Here is a 15266-nt window from a genome sequence, read left to right on the forward strand (position 1 = left end):
TTGTGGATAACTTTTAAAAACAATGTGAATTTAAATCCACAACTTGTGGAAAAGTTTAAAACTATAATTTAATTTCATGAAATTTAGCCTGTGGAAAACTATTTTTGTTTGTGGTAGAATAGGAGTACGTATAATTTGATACAATTCAAGAAAAGGAGGGAAGTCTGATAGTGTCACAAGAAGAGCAATTTTGGTCTCGTTTTTTAGAATTAGCCCAATTACAATTAAAAGATAGTGCCTATGATTTTTTTGTCGCCGATTCAAAATTAGTCAAAATCGATGGAGAGACAGCTACCATTTATCTTGATGGAAATTATAAAGAACTATTTTGGGAAACAAATCTAAAAAATGCTTTGATCACAGCCAGCTTTGAAGTCTACAATACAGATTTGAAGTTCCATTTCGTTTTTGAAGATACCGAAGAAATTCCTAGCAATCATAGCAATGAGAATAGAAGACTGTCTTCAGGTAGCTTGACAACCGAACCGTTGCCTAAAATTGATACAGGTCTAAAATCGAAGTATACCTTTGATAATTTTGTGCAAGGGGATGGAAATATTTGGGCGAAAGCAGCAGCGCTTGCAGTTTCTGAAAATCTTGCAACAACTTACAACCCTCTCTTTATCTATGGTGGACCAGGGCTTGGAAAGACTCACCTATTGAATGCAATTGGAAATCAAATCTTAGAAAATATTCCAAATGCACGAGTTAAATATGTCCCAGCAGAAACCTTTATTAATGAATTTTTAGAACACCTTCGATTAGGAGAAATGAAGACTTTCAAAAATACATATAGAAGTCTTGATCTCTTATTAATTGATGATATTCAATCACTTGGTGGGAAAAAAGTAACCACTCAAGAGGAATTCTTTAATACCTTTAATGCCCTCCATAGCGACAACAAACAGATTGTTCTAACGAGCGATCGAAGTCCGGATCATTTAGATAGTCTTGAAGAGCGCTTGGTTACTCGTTTCAAATGGGGACTAACGCAAAATATAACACCACCTGATTTTGAAACTCGGATTGCCATCTTACGGAATAAAATTGAAGATCTAGACTATATTTTTCCTAATGATACACTAGAATATCTAGCTGGTCAGTTTGATTCAAATGTCCGAGACCTAGAGGGAGCCTTAAATGATATTTCTTTAATGGCGAAGGTTAAGAAACTAAAAGAAATTACGATCGATGTTGCAGCTGAAGCTATTCGAGCTCGTAAAAACGATAATAGCAAGACGCTTGTCATCCCCATTGAAAAAATTCAGGAAGCAGTTGGAGCCTTCTATGGAGTCAGTGTAAAAGAAATCAAAGGTTCGCGAAGAGTTCAGAATATTGTCCTAGCACGACAAGTGGCCATGTATCTTTCAAGAGAGATGACGGACAACTCCCTGCCTCGAATCGGAAAAGAATTCGGTGGGAAAGACCACACGACTGTCATTCATGCTTATGAAAAAATTAAAAGTATGGTCGATACAGATGATAATCTTCGACTCGAAATTCAAAGTATCAAGAAAAAATTAAATTAATCTGTGGATAACTTTCTCTAAACTTCTAGGGGTTATGCACAAATTTTAAACAAGTAACTTTTCAAGTCGTAGACAGGATTCTGAGAGTTTTCCACAACTTCCACACAACCTACTATTACTATTAACTTACTAATCATAAAATAAATAAAAGGAATGACCATGATAAATTTCTCTATTAACAAAACTTTATTTTTACAAGCACTAAATACTACCAAAAGAGCGATCAGTTCAAAAAATGCTATTCCAATCCTCTCAACAATTAAAATAGATGTAACTCCAGAAGGAGTTGCCTTATCTGGATCGAATGGCCAAATTTCAATTGAAAACTTTATTTCTATCAAAGATGAAAATGCTGGTTTATTGGTAACCTCTCCAGGTTCTATTTTATTGGAAGCAACTTTCTTTATTAATGTGGTTTCAAGTTTACCAGATGTTACTTTAGATTTTAAAGAGATTGAACAAAAACAAGTTCTCTTAACAAGTGGTAAATCAGAAATTACACTTAAAGGAAAAGATGCAGATCAATACCCACGTATTCAAGAAATTGCTGCAAGTAATCCATTAGTTTTGGAAACAAAATTATTAAAACAATTAATTAATGAAACAGCATTCGCAGCAAGTGTACAAGAAAGTCGTCCAATTTTGACAGGTGTTCACTTTGTTTTATCGGATAATAAAGAGCTAAAAACAGTAGCAACAGACTCTCACCGTATGAGTCAAAAAGTGATTACACTGGAAAAAAATGGAGACAACTTTGATGTTGTCATCCCAAGTCGTTCTCTTCGTGAATTCACCTCTGTTTTTTCTGATGATATTGAAACAGTTGAAGTTTTCTTTGCTAACAATCAAATCCTCTTTAGAAGTGAACACATTAGTTTCTATACACGTTTGCTAGAAGGAAATTATCCTGATACAGACCGTCTCATTCCAACAGAATTCAATACAGAGGCAACCTTTAATGTGGCCAACCTTCGATTTGCCATGGAGCGTGCACGTCTTCTTTCAAATGCAACTCAAAACGGAACGGTTAAATTAGAGTTCAAAAATGGAGTGGTTTCATCCCACGTTCATTCACCCGAAGTTGGACGAGTGAATGAAGAAATCGATACTAACGATGTTTCAGGAGAAAATTTGTCAATCAGTTTTAATCCAACTTATTTGATTGAGGCGCTAAAAGCTATTGACAGTGAACAAGTTGTGATTCGTTTCATTTCTTCTGTTAGACCATTTACATTGGTTCCGGAAGGAAATGAACAAGGTTTCATTCAATTAATTACGCCAGTTCGCACAAATTAACATAGGTGAATCATGTATACGTTAGGTGATTTTGTAGAAATGAAAAAGCCTCACGCTTGTGTGATAAAAGAAACAGGCAAGAAGGCAAATCGTTGGGAAATTACGCGACTTGGTGCAGATATAAAAATCAAGTGTAGCAATTGTGATCATGTGGTCATGATGAGTCGCCATGATTTTGAACAGAAAATGAAGAAAGTCCTGGGAAAGGAATAGATAAAGGAGGTAGTTGAATGAGCTATTGTATTCAATTACCTTTTTTCTTCTGCCTACTTCATTCTTCTAGTTTCTGAGAATCATCGCGCACCTTAATAAATGACTACTTAACTTGTATCCTGAATTATGTTATAATGAAAAAGATTGAAATGAAAACGGAGAATTAAAAATTATGGCTTTAACAGCAGGTATCGTGGGTTTGCCGAACGTTGGTAAATCAACCTTATTTAACGCAATTACAAAAGCAGGAGCAGAGGCCGCAAACTATCCATTTGCGACCATTGATCCGAATGTCGGAATGGTCGAAGTTCCAGATGAACGCCTCCAAAAATTGACTGAAATGATCACTCCTAAAAAGACAGTTCCAACAACCTTTGAATTCACAGATATTGCTGGAATTGTAAAAGGTGCATCAAAAGGAGAAGGTCTTGGAAATAAATTCTTGGCCAACATCCGTGAAGTGGATGCCATTGTCCATGTAGTTCGTGCTTTTAATGATGAAAATGTCATGCGTGAACAAGGTCGTGAAGATGCTTTTGTAGATCCACTTGCAGATATTGATACGATTAATTTGGAGTTGATTTTAGCAGATTTAGAATCTATCAATAAACGATACGCGCGTGTGGAAAAAATAGCCCGTACACAAAAGGATAAGGATTCGGTTGCAGAATTTAACGTTCTTCAAAAAATCAAACCAGTTCTGGAAGACGGAAAATCAGCTCGAACTATTGAATTTACAGAAGAAGAACAAAAAGTGGTGAAAGGACTTTTCCTTTTGACTACCAAACCAGTTCTTTATGTGGCTAATGTCGATGAAGATGTGGTTGCAGATCCAGATTCTATCGAGTATGTCAAACAAATTCGTGAATTTGCAACGACAGAAAATGCAGAGGTAGTGGTGATTTCTGCGCGTGCAGAGGAAGAAATATCTGAACTAGATGATGCGGATAAACAAGAATTTTTAGAGGCGATTGGCCTAACAGAGTCTGGAGTTGATAAACTCACGCGTGCAGCTTACCATTTACTAGGACTTGGAACTTACTTCACAGCTGGTGAAAAAGAAGTACGTGCTTGGACTTTTAAACGTGGTATGAAAGCTCCTCAAGCAGCTGGTATCATCCACTCTGATTTTGAAAAAGGATTTATTCGTGCAGTGACTATGTCTTATGATGATTTGGTGAAATACGGATCTGAAAAGGCTGTAAAAGAAGCTGGACGCTTACGAGAAGAAGGAAAAGAATATGTTGTCCAAGATGGGGACATCATGGAATTCCGTTTCAATGTTTAAGAAAGTTAAAAATATATAAAGGTTGGAAAAAATATTTCCAACCCTTTTAGCGTTTTTGAAAGGAAAATAAATGACAAAATTATTAGTAGGATTAGGAAATCCCGGTGATAAATATTTTGAGACACGACACAATGTTGGTTTTATGGTAGTTGATCAAATGGCAAAGTCTTTAAATCTTACTTTCTCCCATGATAAGATTTTTCAAGCTGATATTGCCTCAACATTTTTAAATGGCGAAAAGGTCTATTTTGTAAAGCCAACCACTTTCATGAATGAGAGTGGAAAAGCAGTCCATGCCCTTCTGACTTATTATGGTCTGGATATTGAAGATCTTTTGGTTATTTATGATGATTTAGATATGGAAGTTGGCAAGATTCGTCTTCGAGCTAAAGGATCAGCTGGAGGTCATAACGGAATCAAATCGATTATCAATCATATTGGAACTCAGACTTTTTATCGAATTAAGATTGGCATTGGAAGACCTAAGCAGGGCATGTCAGTTGTTCATCATGTCTTAGGAAAATTTGATAAAGACGATTACATCACGATTCTACAAACAATCGATCGAGTAGAAGAAGCGATTAACGATTACTTGGTAGAAGAAAATTTTGAAAGAAGCATGCAGAAATACAACGGGTAAGTAGATGAATGTCATTGATTTAGTGAGTCAAAACTCCAACCTTCTATCCTGGCAACAAGGTTTGCAGAAAAATAATAGGGAATTGATCTTAGGATTGTCCGCTACTACTAAGGCTATTGTGATGGCTTCCGCTTTTGATTCTATTGAAAAAGCAGTCCTCATAACCTCTAGTTATAACGAAGCAGAACGATTGGCTAGTGATTTTATCGCCTTACTTGGAGAAGATCAAGTTCATACATTTTTAGGGGATGATAATCCCTTAGCAGAATTTGTATTTGCTTCCCAAGAAAGACAATTTGCACGATTAGAGGCTTTGAGTTTTCTGTGTCAAGAGGATCGTCAAGGTATCCTTGTGACCAATGTGAGTGGTATCAAACTACTATTACCTTCTCCTAAAGTTTTTGTATCTAGCATTTTTCAATTGAAGGTCGGTCAAGAAATAGACTTAACTACTCTGAGTGAAACCTTACAGAAAATTGGCTACCAAAAAGTGGGACAGGTTTTGCAACAAGGTGAGTTCAGTATACGAGGAGATATTTTAGATATCTTTGAGATTGACCAACTCCAACCCTATCGGATTGAATTTTTCGGAGATGAGATTGATGGTATCCGAATTTTTGACCCAGAAAGCCAGCGTTCTGTTGAAAATGTCGAAGAAGTTCAACTGAAAGCAGTGAGTGATCTATTATTGCAAGAGGAAGATTTCATCCGTGGTCAGAAGCAAATCGAACAATTGCAAGAACAGAGCGCGAATGAAGAATTTAAATCTTATCTAGCAGAAATTCTAGGAGATATTTCTCAAAAGCAAGTCCATCCGGATCTTAGAAAATTTATTAGTTTCTTTTATGAGAAACAATATACATTATTTGATTATCTTCCTAAACATACTCCAGTCTTTTTAGATGATTATCAAAAAATAGTAGATCAAATAGCAAGATTTGACCTAGATGTAGCTAATCTCTTGACAGAAGATTTACATAAAAATCGAGCCTCTTCTCGTCAAGTGTATTTTGCAGACACTAGTACCATATTACGAAAATATACACCTGCAACTTATTTTTCAAACTTTCAAAAAGGATTGGGAAATCTGAAGTTTGATCATTTGTATCAATTTAATCAATACCCAATGCAGGAGTTTTTTGGACAATTTGATTTACTAAAAGAGGAAATTGAACGGTATCGAAAATCAAACTATACGGTTATTATCCAAGCAAGTTCTCATCACAATCTTCAGCAACTCCATAAAAATTTAGAAGAGTATGAAATTCGACTAGATTATATTGATGGTGATTCAATCATTCCTCAAGCTAGTCAATTAATTGTTGGAGGACTGGCTCACGGTTTTCAATTTGTGGATGAAAAAATTGTCTACATTACGGAGTCAGAGATCTACCAAAAGAAAATTAAGCGAAAGATTCGCAGACAAACCATTTCCAATGCCGAACGTTTAAAAAATTATAATGAACTAGAAAAAGGCGACTATGTTGTTCACCAAGTTCATGGTATTGGTCAATATTTGGGGATTGAAACGATTGAAATTTCTGGAGTCCATCGCGATTATGTCTCTATTCAATATCAAAACGGAGACCGCATCTCGATTCCTGTCGATCAGATTCAGATGTTGTCCAAATACGTTGCAAGTGATGGAAAAACGCCAAAAATTAACAAATTAAACGATGGTCGTTTCCAAAAAACGAAGCAAAAGGTTCAGACCCAGGTGGAGGATATTGCGGATGATTTGATAAAACTCTATGCAGAGCGTAGTCAATTAGAAGGATTTGCTTATTCTTCAGACGATGATAATCAAGAAGCTTTTGAGCACGATTTTCCATATATTGAAACGGATGATCAGTTGCGCTCCATTGAAGAAATCAAAAAAGATATGGAATCGAATCGTCCGATGGACCGACTGCTGGTTGGAGACGTCGGTTTTGGGAAAACAGAGGTTGCTATGCGAGCAGCCTTTAAGGCAGTAAATGATCATAAACAAGTAGCAGTGCTGGTTCCTACGACTGTTCTTGCCCAACAACATTATGCCAATTTTAAGGAGCGTTTTGAAGCTTTTGCGGTAGAAGTTGCTGTTTTAAGTCGTTTCCAGAGTAAAGCAGAACAGAAGGAAACGCTTGAAAAATTGAAAAAAGGACGAGTGGATATTATTATTGGAACTCACCGGTTATTGTCTAAAGATGTCGTCTTTTCAGACTTGGGTTTGATTGTAATCGATGAAGAGCAACGTTTTGGAGTGAAGCACAAAGAAACCTTGAAAGAATTGAAAAAAAAGGTGGATGTGCTTACCTTGACAGCTACCCCTATACCTCGAACTCTTCATATGTCTATGCTAGGAATTCGAGATTTGTCTGTCATTGAAACTCCTCCAACTAATCGCTATCCTGTGCAAACTTTTGTACTAGAGACCAATCCAACCATTATTCGAGATGCTGTGTTGCGGGAGATGGATCGTGGAGGTCAAGTGTACTATCTTTACAACAAGGTAGATACGATTGAGCAAAAAGTATCCGAGTTAAAAGAGTTGATTCCAGAGGCTTCGATTGGCTTTGTTCATGGTCAGATGAGTGAAGTTCGCTTGGAAAATACCTTGTTAGATTTCATTGATGGCGAATACGATGTCTTAGTAACAACAACTATTATTGAGACAGGTGTGGATATTCCAAACGCCAATACACTCTTTATTGAAAATGCCGATCATATGGGACTTTCAACTCTTTATCAACTAAGAGGTCGTGTGGGTCGAAGTAACCGAATCGCTTATGCTTACTTGATGTATCGTCCAGACAAATCTCTTACAGAAGTGTCTGAAAAACGTTTAGAAGCTATTAAAGGTTTTACTGAGTTGGGGTCTGGATTTAAAATTGCTATGCGAGATTTATCGATCCGTGGAGCAGGAAATATCCTTGGAGCTTCTCAATCTGGCTTTATTGATTCAGTGGGTTTTGAAATGTATTCTCAATTGTTAGAAGAAGCTATTGCTAAGAAACAAGGCCAAGAGCATCGCAGGCAAAAGAGTAATGCAGAGTTGAACCTTCAAATAGATGCTTATTTACCTAATGAATATATTTCAGATCAACGTCAAAAAATTGAAATTTACAAACAAATTCGTAACATGACTTCTATTACGGATTATGAATATTTACAAGATGAATTAATTGATCGTTTTGGAGAATACCCAGATGTTGTCGCATACCTACTTGAAATTGGTTTAGTGAAAGCTTACTTAGATCAAGTCTTTGTCCGTCTTGTTGAGAGAAAACAACAAAAAGTGACAGTGAAATTTGAACCTATTGCCAAACAACTGTTTTTAACGCAGGATTATTTCAAAGCTCTGTCAATGACACAGTTAAAGGCACAGATTGCAGAAGAAAAGGGATTGATTGAAGTGATCTTTGATATTCGGAACAAGAAAGATTTTGAAATTTTAGAAGCTCTGAAGCAATTTGGTCAAACCTTATTAGAAATGAAACAGGAAAAAGAAGAGAATTAGCAGTTCTTAGGCCATTTTTCGCATTTTATGCTTAAAAAATGATACAATACTATGTTAGAGGTGACAGTATGAGATTAGATAAATATTTGAAAGTTTCTCGCATTATTAAGCGTCGTCCTGTTGCAAAGGAAGTTGCAGATAAAGGGAGAATCAAAGTCAATGGAGTATTAGCCAAAAGTTCAACGGATTTGAAAGTGAATGATCAAATTGAAGTTCGTTTTGGAAATAAAGTATTGACGGTTAAAGTCTTGGAAATGTTGGATAGTACAAAAAAAGAAGATGCATCCAAAATGTACGAAATAATTAGTGAAACAAGGATAGAAGAAGATGCCTAAAAATATCGTTCAAATGAACAATAAATATATCAAAGACGAAAGTCAGCGAAAACGTTTTTTAGAAGAAGAAAGAAAAAAACGCAATCGTTTTATGGGGCTCGTCTTGATATTGGTCATGTTACTGTTTATTCTTCCAACTTATAATTTAGCCCAGAGCTATCAATCGCTACAAGATAAAAAAGAACAATACAAACAGTTGGAAAAAGAGTATAAAGAAACAAGTGAACAAAAAGAATACCAACAAGACATCGCTAAAAAATTAAAAGACGATGATTACGCAACAAAATATGCACGCGCCAAGTATTCTTTTTCAAAAGATGGTGAATATGTTTATACCATCCCAGATTTACTACCCCAATAACCGATGGAAAATATCTTACAAACAGTTAAACAATTTCTTGAATTTTCGGATGAAAAATTAGAGGAATTAAAAAAGAAAAACCAAATGATCAAACTTCAAAAGGATGAAAAGGAAAGGAATACAGGTGTCTAAACGATTTCTGCTCCTATTGTTAGTTCCAATTTTATTTATTGGGTCTCAAGCAGCGAGTGTCGAGCAGTCTGAGTCTTCTCAGACAATGGCTCATCCATCAGAACTTTATTTTTCTTCAATTCCAGCAAACCCGAATGTCTATCACAAAATTTCTGTTTTTTCTGATCCTCAGTTGAAAAAAACAAAAGGAGAAATTCTTCCAAACACACCGTTTACAATCGAACAACTCTTTGTAAATGATGAAGGGAAAGCTGTATTTAAACTAGCAGAGAAAGGGTATGTATTAGCAGATTCTTCTGTCATTTTTTCTGATGTTGTACAAGAAACACAAGAAAAAAAACAAGACATGTGGCTAAAACCTGATTTTAAAGTGTACGACCGCCCCTTAATAAATGGTGCAAAAGAAAAAAATACACCTCTTTCTCCTTATACAAAAGTGACAGTCTTACGTACAGCTAAGACTTTACGAGATGAGTTTGTGGAGATTGAAGGTCAGGGCTGGGTGGACAAAGCATTCGTCACTGAAAAAGATAATCGAATGGAAAAAGTCCAGGACTTGTTAAATAGTAAATACAATTCTCCTTCGTATGGAATTTATGTAAAACAATTAGCGACTGGAAATACTGCTGGAATCAATCCGCAAAAAGAAATGTATTCTGCCAGTGTAACGAAATTACCATACTTGTACTATGTCCAAGAACAGCTTAATAAAAAAGCCATTTCTCCATCTACAACCTACAAGTATATTCCAGAAGTCAATGACTTTAAAGGTGGTTATGAACCAGAAGGAAGTGGTAGTATTTCAAAAACAGCAGATGGTAAGGAATATAGTGTCCAAGAATTAGTAGATAAGATTGCAAAAGAATCCGATAATGTTGGCCATAATATCTTGAATTATTATGTCACTCATCAATCAGATCAAGATTTCCAAAAAACTTTGGATAAAATTGCAAAAAAACATTGGGATGTTGAAAAAAGAGAAGCATCCGCTGAAATGGCTGGCAATGTCATGGAGGCTGTATATCAACAGAATGGCTCAATTATTGATGCGCTCTCCTCTACAAAATTCGATGATCAACGGATTGCGCGTGACCTTCCAGTAAAGGTTGCTCATAAAATTGGAGATGCCTATGATTTTAGACATGATGTTGCGATTGTCTACACAAATTCACCCTATGTACTAGCCATTTTTACAGATCATTCGAATTATGATACGATTTCCAATATTTCAAAGGATATCTATGAGGTATTGAAATAATGGAAAAGCGATTTTTAGAATTTTGTGAAAAACAAGATCTATTTACTCCCCATCGCCGTGTTTTAGTTGCCTTATCTGGTGGATTGGATTCAATGAATCTATATGAACTTTTATATAAGAATAAAGAACGATTGAAAATCCAACTGGTACTCGCTCATGTCAACCATGGACAAAGACCAGAATCAGATTTAGAAGAAAGTGAACTTCGAAAGCTGGCAGATAGGCGAGAGACACGTATCCACGTTGCTCACTATTCGGGTAATTTTACAGAAGCAAAAGCTCGTACCTTTCGTTATGATTTTTTTAAACAGATTATGGAGAAAGAGGATTGCACTGCTTTAGTAACAGGTCATCACGCAAATGATCAAGCTGAAACAACTTTCATGCGCTTGATACGAGGAACTAAATTACGTCACTTAAGTGGCATTCCTGTACGCCAACCATTTGGTAAGGGTGAATTAATCCGTCCTTTATTAAGTTTTACCAAAGATGAGTTGATGAAAATCCCTCACTTTGAAGACAGTAGTAATTCCTCACAGGATTATTTTCGCAATCGTGTACGCCATCAATACCTTCCGGAATTTGAAAAAGAAAATCCTCAAATACAAGCAAGTCTTCGCTATTTAGCAGAGGATGTGACTCATTGGCACCAAGCACTGAAAGAATTGACTAGCGAGTTAACCATTCAAGATTTGGCTTCTTTTAGAACGTATTCTCATTCTGTCCAGTCTTTCTTATTAGAAGAGTATCTGGCACAATTTTCAGATTTACAACTTGGTAGAGTCCAGTTTCAAGAATTACTAGATTTACTAAGAAAAAAAAGAAATTGTGTCCATTATTTAAAGTCGAATTATGAACTCCATCAAGAATATGATTTCTTTGAAATACAAAAAATCAGTCAAAAGTCGGATGACCGCCCCCTCCCATTTTTGTTAGAATTTGGGAATATCTTTGAGATTGCAAATTATAAATTATCTTTTGGCCACCCATTAGTGGGAAAAAATGTAGAAATTCTTTCTGTTTCACGCGAAACTCCCATCTTAATTAGGAGGAGAAAGGAAGGAGATCAGCTGCTTGTTAATGGCCACCATCAAAAATTAAGGCGGTGGTTTATCAATCATAAAATTCCAATTTCTCTTCGGCAAACGGCTCTCATTTTAGAACAGAATCATAATATTCTTTCAGTCGTGGGATTGGTAACGAGTGATTTGAGTAAGCCCTCAAAAAGTGGTATAATGAAAGATAGTCTTTATATTCAAAAAATAGATAGGTAAAAACATGTTAGAAAAAGATATAAAAAAAGTATTGGTTTCACATGATGAAATTGTAGAAGCAGCAAAAAAATTGGGTGAAACCCTAACAAAAGAGTATCAAGGAAAAAATCCTATTTTCGTTGGTATTTTGAAGGGTTCTGTTCCATTTATGGCAGAGTTGATCAACCATGTTGATACTCATATTGAATTAGACTTTATGTTGGTGTCAAGTTATCATGGTGGTACAGCAAGCTCAGGTATCATTAATATTATCAAGGATATTGATCAGGATATTACAGGTAGAGATATTTTATTTGTGGAAGATATCATCGATACAGGTAAAACCCTCAAGAGTCTAAAAGAACTCTTTGAAGAACGAAATGCAGCATCTGTAAAGATTGCTACCTTGCTGGATAAACCTGAGGGACGTTTGGTTGAGATTGAAGCAGATTACACTTGCTTTACGATTCCTAATGAGTTTGTTGTTGGATATGGTTTAGACTATGATGAAAATTATCGTAACTTACCATATGTTGGTGTATTGAAAGAAGAAGTGTACTCAAAATAGAGGAGACTAGATGAATAACAGAAAAAACAACGGTTTTGTTCGAAATCCTTTTCTGTATTTGTTGATTATTGTAGCGGCTGTGACAGGATTCCAGTACTTTTTTGCGGGTAATGGAGTAGGTCAAAGTCAGCAAATCAACTACACAGAATTGGTTAAGGAAATTAAAAGTGACAATGTCAAGACGATCAGTTACCAACCAAATGGTAGTGTGATTGAAATTGCAGGGACCTATAATAAAGCAAAAGAATCAAAAGAAGATACAGGGATTCAATTCTTTACCCCGAGTGTTCAAAAAGTATCTCGCTTTACTAGTGTCATCCTTCCATCTGATATTACTGTTAATGAATTACAAAAATTAGCAGCTGACCACAAAGCAGAAATCACCATCAAGCGTGAGAGCTCAAGTGGCATGTGGATAACAATTCTCACTTCAATTGTTCCATTTGTTATCGTCATGTTCTTCTTCTTCTCCATGATGAACCAAGGAGGAGGTGGTGGCGCCCGCGGTGCCATGAACTTTGGTCGTAATAAAGCCCGTGCTGCTAATAAAGAAGATATTAAAGTTCGTTTTTCAGATGTGGCAGGAGCTGAGGAAGAAAAACAAGAACTGGTTGAAGTGGTTGAGTTTTTGAAAGATCCAAAACGCTTTACTAAGTTGGGAGCAAGGATTCCAGCAGGTGTGCTTCTTGAAGGCCCTCCGGGAACTGGTAAAACCCTTCTAGCAAAAGCAGTAGCTGGAGAAGCTGGAGTACCATTCTTTAGTATCTCTGGTTCTGACTTTGTTGAAATGTTTGTCGGAGTCGGAGCTAGTCGTGTTCGTTCACTTTTTGAAGATGCTAAAAAAGCAGCCCCAGCCATCATCTTCATCGATGAAATTGATGCTGTTGGGCGCCAACGTGGTATCGGTCTTGGTGGCGGAAATGATGAACGTGAACAAACCCTCAACCAACTCTTGATTGAGATGGATGGTTTTGAAGGTAATGAAGGAATCATCGTGATCGCAGCGACTAACCGTTCTGATGTCCTAGATCCAGCCCTTCTTCGTCCTGGCCGTTTTGACCGTAAAGTATTGGTGGGACGTCCAGATGTGAAAGGTCGTGAAGCGATTCTTCGAGTTCACGCTAAGAATAAACCACTCGCTCAAGATGTGGACTTAAAATTGGTTGCTCAACAAACACCAGGATTTGTTGGTGCTGATCTTGAAAATGTTTTGAACGAAGCAGCCTTGGTTGCAGCTCGTCGCAATAAAAAAGTGATTGATGCTGCCGATATCGATGAAGCAGAAGATCGTGTGATTGCAGGACCATCTAAGAAAGATCGGACGATTTCACAAAAAGAACGTGAAATGGTTGCTTATCATGAAGCTGGTCATACGATCGTTGGTCTTGTCTTATCAAATGCTCGTGTGGTTCATAAAGTTACCATTGTTCCACGTGGTCGCGCAGGCGGTTACATGATTGCCCTTCCTAAAGAAGATCAAATGTTACTTTCTAAAGAAGATATGAAAGAACAATTAGCAGGGCTCATGGGAGGACGTGTTGCAGAAGAAATTATTTTCAATTCACAAACAACAGGTGCTTCAAATGACTTTGAACAAGCTACTCAAATGGCGCGTGCAATGGTCACAGAATATGGAATGAGTGAAAAACTTGGACCTGTTCAATATGAAGGAAATCATGCCATGTTTGGTGCTCAAAGCCCACAAAAAATGATTTCAGAACGGACTGCCTACGAAATTGATGAAGAAGTCCGTGGTCTCTTGAATGAAGCGCGTAATAAAGCAGCGGAAATTATCCAAGGAAATAGAGAAACGCATAAACTAATTGCTGAAGCTCTATTAAAATATGAAACATTGGATAGTGTTCAAATTAAATCATTGTATGAAACAGGAAAAATGCCCGAGAATTCAGAGCATGAATTAGAAGAAGAAGCAAAACCTCTATCATATGATGAGATTAAGTCAAAATTAGAAGAAAACAACTAATTTAAAAGAAGGGAATATTTCCTTCTTTTTTTATTAAAAAAGTGTTGACAGAGTAGAAATATTCTGTATAATAGAATATGTTGTAAAAATGGTCCGTTGGTCAAGGGGTTAAGACACCGCCTTTTCACGGCGGTAACACGGGTTCGAATCCCGTACGGACTATCGATAAACTGTCACCAAGTGGCAGTTTTTTTGTGTATTTGGACAAAATAGTTAAAAATAATAACCAAATAGTTAAAAAAACGTGCAGAATAGAAAAAAAGTCCAATGGACTTCTTTATTTTTATAAAATACAGATAAAAGTAAAGGAGAGCTTATGGAATTTAATAAAATGTATCAAAAAGTGAAGTTTATCGTAAGAAAATGTGAAAAAGAATACTATATTCAATTATGGGAAAAAGACGATTGGGAACAGGAGGGTCAGCTAACTCTGTTTGAACTTTATCAAAAAAATCCTGAAATTGAAACAAATGAAGAACTACTTTATACATATTTCAAAACAAAATTTAGAAATCATATTAAAGACAAAATCAGACAACAGGAAAGTGACAAAAGAAAAATTAACAGACTTCCATATATTGAAATCGGAGAAATTAGCCACAGAATTTCATCAAGAAAAATATATTTAGATGAGCTGGTTGTTTTAAGAGATTCTTTAAACCGTTTTAAAGAAAAACTAACAGTAAAAGAAAAAGAACAATATGAGGCATTACTAGCAAATAGAAGATGTCTAGGAAAAACAAAAATGAAAAAGAAATTAGAAAACTATCTAAAAGATTTTAAAAATTCCATTTAAAAACTGAAAATTAACAGTGTTTAAACGAACTTTCAAAAAAACAAAATATTTTTTAAAAAAGTGTTGACAGTTAGTGTAGGACATGATATACTAATATAGTTGTCGCGAGAGAGC

Annotated in this window: 14 protein-coding genes and 1 tRNA gene; all 15 read left to right on the forward strand. The window is 36.0% G+C overall.

From position 1 onward, the window contains the following. Window positions 1-170 precede the first annotated feature (170 nt). The 15 genes from dnaA (at window position 171) to JX304_RS02580 (ending at window position 15152) form a co-directional block, all read left to right on the forward strand. Complete coding sequence (gene dnaA / locus JX304_RS02515; RefSeq protein ID WP_205011125.1) at window positions 171-1529, forward strand: chromosomal replication initiator protein DnaA; 1359 nt, start codon at window positions 171-173, stop codon at window positions 1527-1529. 159 nt (window positions 1530-1688) lie between these two features. Next, the gene (dnaN, locus tag JX304_RS02520) at window positions 1689-2825 is read left to right on the forward strand and encodes a DNA polymerase III subunit beta (protein WP_205011126.1); all 1137 of its coding nucleotides are present in this window, start codon (window positions 1689-1691) and stop codon (window positions 2823-2825) included. Window positions 2826-2837: 12 nt separating this feature from the next. After that, a complete protein-coding gene (locus JX304_RS02525; protein WP_205011127.1) occupies window positions 2838-3038 on the forward strand; it encodes a DUF951 domain-containing protein in 201 nt (66 codons plus the stop codon). Window positions 3039-3210: 172 nt separating this feature from the next. Continuing rightward, window positions 3211-4326 (forward strand): redox-regulated ATPase YchF, encoded by a 1116-nt coding sequence (ychF, locus tag JX304_RS02530; RefSeq protein WP_200772339.1) that lies wholly within the window; start codon window positions 3211-3213, stop codon window positions 4324-4326. Window positions 4327-4396: 70 nt separating this feature from the next. Beyond that, window positions 4397-4966, forward strand: a complete 570-nt coding sequence (pth, locus tag JX304_RS02535) for an aminoacyl-tRNA hydrolase (protein ID WP_200772338.1) — start codon at window positions 4397-4399, stop codon at window positions 4964-4966. 4 nt (window positions 4967-4970) lie between these two features. Continuing rightward, window positions 4971-8465: a transcription-repair coupling factor gene (gene mfd, locus JX304_RS02540; protein WP_205011128.1), complete on the forward strand. Its 3495-nt coding sequence runs from the start codon at window positions 4971-4973 to the stop codon at window positions 8463-8465. Between the two features lie 68 nt (window positions 8466-8533). Next, window positions 8534-8800 (forward strand): RNA-binding S4 domain-containing protein, encoded by a 267-nt coding sequence (locus tag JX304_RS02545; protein ID WP_003002258.1) that lies wholly within the window; start codon window positions 8534-8536, stop codon window positions 8798-8800. After that, entirely contained in the window at window positions 8793-9161 is a 369-nt protein-coding gene (locus JX304_RS02550) for an FtsB family cell division protein (protein ID WP_003010764.1), read from the forward strand. Before JX304_RS02545 ends, JX304_RS02550 begins: the two co-directional genes overlap by 8 nt. Window positions 9162-9164: 3 nt before the next feature. Beyond that, the gene (locus JX304_RS10870) at window positions 9165-9293 is read left to right on the forward strand and encodes an SP_0009 family protein (RefSeq protein WP_003009253.1); all 129 of its coding nucleotides are present in this window, start codon (window positions 9165-9167) and stop codon (window positions 9291-9293) included. Then, a complete protein-coding gene (locus JX304_RS02555) occupies window positions 9265-10551 on the forward strand; it encodes a serine hydrolase (protein ID WP_205011129.1) in 1287 nt (428 codons plus the stop codon). The genes JX304_RS10870 and JX304_RS02555 overlap by 29 nt, the downstream gene beginning before the upstream one ends. Then, window positions 10551-11825, forward strand: coding sequence for a tRNA lysidine(34) synthetase TilS (tilS, locus tag JX304_RS02560; RefSeq protein ID WP_205011130.1), 1275 nt, complete (start codon window positions 10551-10553; stop codon window positions 11823-11825). Before JX304_RS02555 ends, tilS begins: the two co-directional genes overlap by 1 nt. 4 nt (window positions 11826-11829) lie before the next feature. After that, window positions 11830-12372 carry a hypoxanthine phosphoribosyltransferase gene (hpt, locus tag JX304_RS02565; protein WP_003018402.1) on the forward strand — a complete coding sequence of 181 codons (543 nt, stop codon included), beginning with the start codon at window positions 11830-11832 and terminating at the stop codon, window positions 12370-12372. Window positions 12373-12382: 10 nt separating this feature from the next. After that, the gene (gene ftsH / locus JX304_RS02570) at window positions 12383-14356 is read left to right on the forward strand and encodes an ATP-dependent zinc metalloprotease FtsH (protein ID WP_205011131.1); all 1974 of its coding nucleotides are present in this window, start codon (window positions 12383-12385) and stop codon (window positions 14354-14356) included. 90 nt (window positions 14357-14446) lie between these two features. After that, a tRNA-Glu gene (locus JX304_RS02575) sits at window positions 14447-14518 on the forward strand. A gap of 154 nt (window positions 14519-14672) precedes the next feature. Further along, window positions 14673-15152 carry a sigma-70 family RNA polymerase sigma factor gene (locus JX304_RS02580; RefSeq protein ID WP_205011132.1) on the forward strand — a complete coding sequence of 160 codons (480 nt, stop codon included), beginning with the start codon at window positions 14673-14675 and terminating at the stop codon, window positions 15150-15152. The last annotated feature ends 114 nt before the right edge of the window (window positions 15153-15266 follow it).

Source organism: Streptococcus parasanguinis, assembly GCF_901875555.1.
Classification (GTDB): Bacteria; Bacillota; Bacilli; order Lactobacillales; family Streptococcaceae; genus Streptococcus; species Streptococcus parasanguinis_H.

Coding starts and splice junctions, on each gene's coding strand:
- JX304_RS02550 (WP_003010764.1), top strand. CDS start 8,793: ATGCCTAAAAATATCGTTCAAATGAACAATAAATATATCAAAGACGAA.
- JX304_RS02525 (WP_205011127.1), top strand. CDS start 2,838: ATGTATACGTTAGGTGATTTTGTAGAAATGAAAAAGCCTCACGCTTGT.
- pth (WP_200772338.1), top strand. CDS start 4,397: ATGACAAAATTATTAGTAGGATTAGGAAATCCCGGTGATAAATATTTT.
- mfd (WP_205011128.1), top strand. CDS start 4,971: ATGAATGTCATTGATTTAGTGAGTCAAAACTCCAACCTTCTATCCTGG.
- JX304_RS02555 (WP_205011129.1), top strand. CDS start 9,265: ATGAAAAGGAAAGGAATACAGGTGTCTAAACGATTTCTGCTCCTATTG.
- tilS (WP_205011130.1), top strand. CDS start 10,551: ATGGAAAAGCGATTTTTAGAATTTTGTGAAAAACAAGATCTATTTACT.
- JX304_RS02545 (WP_003002258.1), top strand. CDS start 8,534: ATGAGATTAGATAAATATTTGAAAGTTTCTCGCATTATTAAGCGTCGT.
- JX304_RS10870 (WP_003009253.1), top strand. CDS start 9,165: ATGGAAAATATCTTACAAACAGTTAAACAATTTCTTGAATTTTCGGAT.
- hpt (WP_003018402.1), top strand. CDS start 11,830: ATGTTAGAAAAAGATATAAAAAAAGTATTGGTTTCACATGATGAAATT.
- ychF (WP_200772339.1), top strand. CDS start 3,211: ATGGCTTTAACAGCAGGTATCGTGGGTTTGCCGAACGTTGGTAAATCA.
- JX304_RS02580 (WP_205011132.1), top strand. CDS start 14,673: ATGGAATTTAATAAAATGTATCAAAAAGTGAAGTTTATCGTAAGAAAA.
- dnaN (WP_205011126.1), top strand. CDS start 1,689: ATGATAAATTTCTCTATTAACAAAACTTTATTTTTACAAGCACTAAAT.
- ftsH (WP_205011131.1), top strand. CDS start 12,383: ATGAATAACAGAAAAAACAACGGTTTTGTTCGAAATCCTTTTCTGTAT.